Raw genomic sequence first — 3,980 nt, forward strand, 5'->3', positions numbered from 1 at the left:
GATCCCAAATGTGCTTATGACTGTATAAAAGCTGTTCGGGATAATACCACTTACCCGATCATTGCTAAACTCTCTCCGAATGTGGCTGATATAGTGGAGATTGCCCTGGCAGTGGAAGAGGCTGGAGCAGATGCGGTCTCCCTGATCAATACCCTGGTGGGTATGGCAATAGATCTGGAGAAGAGAAAGCCGAGGCTTTCTAATATTACCGGGGGTCTTTCTGGGCCAGCAATTAAGCCTGTGGCTTTAGCTATGGTCTGGAAAACTGCCCAAAAGGTCAAAGTCCCGGTTATTGGGCTGGGCGGGATTATGAACACCCAGGACGCGCTGGAATTCATTTTGGCAGGAGCCTCGATGATCCAAGTCGGAACCGGGAATTTCGTTGATCCGGAATGCTCTATAAAAATCGTCGAGGGGTTGAAAGAATACTGTCAGGAAAAGAGGTTAAAAAGGATTGGAGACTTGGTAGGCAAATTAAAGGTATAATGTAGCGTTGCCACTCCTGTGGCAACGCATGAACTTAAAGTTTCCTAAGGAAAAATCTTACCATGAATGAAAGATTAATTCCACTATCATTGAAAAAAGATTACGTCGATTTCAGCCTAAGCTCATTTTTTAGATACAAAGACCATCTTGATCTAAGTTATAACCTCTTTAACACGCTATTTGAAATAATTGAAAAGAATGAAGATAAAATAGCAAAGAATTTAGATTCCAATTTCAACAAGGCGATCACTCTTTTATTTTATCAGTCATTTCGGATTTATTGGAGCATTTTAGCTTTATGTGAGGAGGGTTTTGGAACACAAAGTGCAATTCTACTCAGAAGCTTGATGGAAAGAGTCATAGATATTGAATGGATGGCAAAGCTTGATATATCAGAAAGAGAAGTAAAAGCAAAGGCATTCTTGGATTTTGAGATTATAGCTTCTAAGCAACTAATGGACAAATACGAAAAATATGACATTTATTCGAAGATGGATGAAAAAACTAAAAAAGTTCTAATAAACAATAGAGCTACCATATTAGAAAAATATAGTGAAATAAAAGGCGATTATCCCAAGAATAAAGAAGATTTCATCTTCAGATGGGCGAGTGAATCTTATAAAAAGAAAGCTGAACAAGTAAGTAAAGCAGCATTGAAGGATTATGATTTTTACTACTGGTATTTATCGTTCGTGACGCACTCAACAACAATGGGGGATGTCAAATATTTTGAGCAGTGCGAGATGCCGTTACACGGTTTATTTTGTCTTAGCATTAAATATATACTACTTGCTTTTAATAGATGGGATTTAGTATTCAGTTTAGGTTTGGGTAGGGTAAAAAAGGAATTTGTAAATAGATTGAAATCCTTGAATAACCCTGTCAAAAAATATTCTGAAATATGAAATTTATCGAAAGGCAACGATTAGTCGTCCTCACGGGAGTGAGGACGCTACGGGAGACCAATAAATGAAATTCATCGAAAAACTGAAATCAGCCTCTTCTAAAAATAATTCTCTCCTCTGTGTGGGGCTGGATACAGAATTGGAAAAAATCCCAAAATTCTTACTTCAGGAAAAAGACCCGATTTTTGCTTTTAATCAGGAAATTATAGATTCAACTTCGGATTTAGTCTGCGCCTACAAGCCAAATCTTGCCTTTTATGAAGCTTATGGAATAAAAGGGCTGGAGGCTCTGATGAAAACCTGCGAGTATATCCCAAAAGATATCCCGATTATCTTGGATGCTAAAAGAGGGGATATAGGGAACACATCCAAAATGTATGCTAAAGCCATTTTTGAGGAATTCAAAGCGGATGGGGTGACCTTGAGTCCCTATCTGGGTGGAGATTCCTTATCTCCTTTCTTAGAATATGAGGATAAATGTGGTTTTATCCTATGTCTGACTTCAAATGCCGGGGCTAAGGATTTTCAGCTTCTGAGTTTTGATGGGAAGCCCTTATATAAGATCGTGGCTGAAAAAGTTTTGAGCTGGAACAAAAAAGGGAATTGTGGTTTGGTTGTCGGAGCCACTTACCCTGAACAGTTGAAGGAGATAAGGGAAATCGCTCAAGACTTGCCTATCCTGATTCCAGGGGTTGGCGCTCAAAAAGGGGATGCGGGGCTGACGGTCAAATATGGAACCGATGAAAAGGGGGATTTAGCGATCATCAATTCCTCCAGGGGGGTCATCTATGCTTCCGCTGAAAAGGATTTTGCCAAAGCCGCAAGAGATGAGGCGAAAAAGCTAAGAGACTTATTTAATTCATATAGAAAAAAGGGGTAGATATGAAATTAGTTACCTCAGAGCAGATGAGGAAAATCGATAAAATTACTATCGAAAGGGAAGGAATCCCAGGACTGGAACTGATGGAAAAAGCGGGCATAGGTTCAGCCCTGGCAGGCAAGAAGATGTTAGATGAAAAAGTCAAGGGCAAAAAGGTTATAGTCTTCTGCGGAAAGGGGAATAATGGCGGGGATGGGTTCGTGGTGGGAAGGTACCTGTCCAAGTGGGGTGCGAAAGTAGAATTCTACCTTTTAGGAAAAAAGGAAGAGGTTAAAGGTGATGCTTTAGCCAATCTGAAAAAAGCTGTTTCTTTGAAACTACCCATAAAACAGGTCTCAAAAGATAAAGAATTGCCTGCTGAACTCAAAGCTGATTTATTAGTCGATGCGATCTTCGGGACAGGGTTTAAAGGCAAGGTAACAGGGTTAGAAGAAAAAGCAGTTCAACTAATAAATTCATCCAGGACAAAAATCCTTTCAATTGATACCCCGTCCGGCTTAGATGTAGATACAGGATCAATCGAAGGTGAGTGCGTTAAAGCAAATGTTACCCCGACTATGGGTCTTCCCAAAGTGGGACAGTTTTTCTTCCCCGGAAACAGTTACTGTGGTAAAATTGAGATCATCGATATAGGTGTTCCACAAAAGGTAATTGAAGAGCAGAGGATTAATCTGAATTTGATCACCGAGCAAGAGGTGAAAAGCATTTTGCCAAAGCGTCCGGGTGATGCGCATAAGGGGACTTGTGGCAAGGTCTTCCTCATTGCCGGTTCAACTGGGATGACTGGAGCGGCAACCTTAGCCTCTTTGTCCTGTTTAAAAGCTGGGGCAGGAATGGCCATTTTGGGGATTCCGATGAGTCTTAATGATATAATGGAAGTAAAGGTGACTGAGGTGATGACCAAGCCGCTCCCGGACGTGAGAAAAAAAGGTGCATTGGCTCTGCGAGGGTTAGGAGAGATAATGCAAGCATTGAAATGGGCTGATTGTGTGGCTTTAGGTCCGGGTTTGGGCCAGCATTTTGAGACAGTCGAGTTAGTCAGGCGATTGGTTTCAAGAATTGAGTTACCTATGGTTATAGATGCGGATGGTTTAAATGCAATTTCCAAAGATTCTTCAATCTTAAATCAGGCAAAAGCACCTCTGATTTTGACGCCGCATATAGGTGAATTATCCAGATTAATTAATGTCCCGATTGAGGAGATTGCTAAAGACCGGATAAAATATGCTTCCGAATCAGCAAAGAAGTTTAATTGTGTATTGGTCTTAAAAGGAGCACCTACGATAATCGGTGAGCCTGAGGGGGAAATCTATGTCAATCCCACCGGCAATGCTGGTATGGCAACTGCAGGCTCAGGGGATGTCTTGACCGGTATTATAATCGGGCTTATGGCTCAGATTCTGATGATGAGAAAATCCGAATTTGTCCAGAATGGATCCAATCGGAGATCCGTAGGACAAGACATAAAAGGGACAATGCTTGAATCAGCCTTAGCCGGAGTTTATATCCACGGACTGTGCGGAGATTTAGCCCAGGATGAAAAAGGCGAAATGGGTATGATCGCCGGGGATATGATGGAAAAATTGCCGGAGGCATTAAAATATTTGGTAAACGAATGATGTTTTAAGGGAAATGAGTAAGGTCTAAAAAATAGGAAAAATTGTCGGGCAAGGGTGCCCGACCTACGAGAAATCCTTATCCTTTTTCTA

General features: G+C 41.2%; 4 protein-coding genes. All 4 read left to right on the forward strand.

The window, feature by feature from the left end:
* Positions 1–486 (forward strand): dihydroorotate dehydrogenase (locus tag MUP17_10670; GenBank protein MCJ7459442.1); only part of this gene is annotated, 486 nt, incomplete at its 5' end.
* A 62-nt stretch (positions 487–548) separates the two neighbouring features.
* Complete coding sequence (locus tag MUP17_10675; protein MCJ7459443.1) at positions 549–1,391, forward strand: DUF5677 domain-containing protein; 843 nt, start codon at positions 549–551, stop codon at positions 1,389–1,391.
* Between the two features lie 64 nt (positions 1,392–1,455).
* Positions 1,456–2,271, forward strand: a complete 816-nt coding sequence (pyrF, locus tag MUP17_10680) for an orotidine-5'-phosphate decarboxylase (protein MCJ7459444.1) — start codon at positions 1,456–1,458, stop codon at positions 2,269–2,271.
* 2 nt (positions 2,272–2,273) lie between these two features.
* Positions 2,274–3,890 carry an NAD(P)H-hydrate dehydratase gene (locus MUP17_10685; protein MCJ7459445.1) on the forward strand — a complete coding sequence of 539 codons (1,617 nt, stop codon included), beginning with the start codon at positions 2,274–2,276 and terminating at the stop codon, positions 3,888–3,890.
* The last annotated feature ends 90 nt before the right edge of the window (positions 3,891–3,980 follow it).

The organism is Candidatus Zixiibacteriota bacterium, assembly GCA_022865345.1.
Classification (GTDB): Bacteria; Zixibacteria; MSB-5A5; order MSB-5A5; family RBG-16-43-9; genus RBG-16-43-9.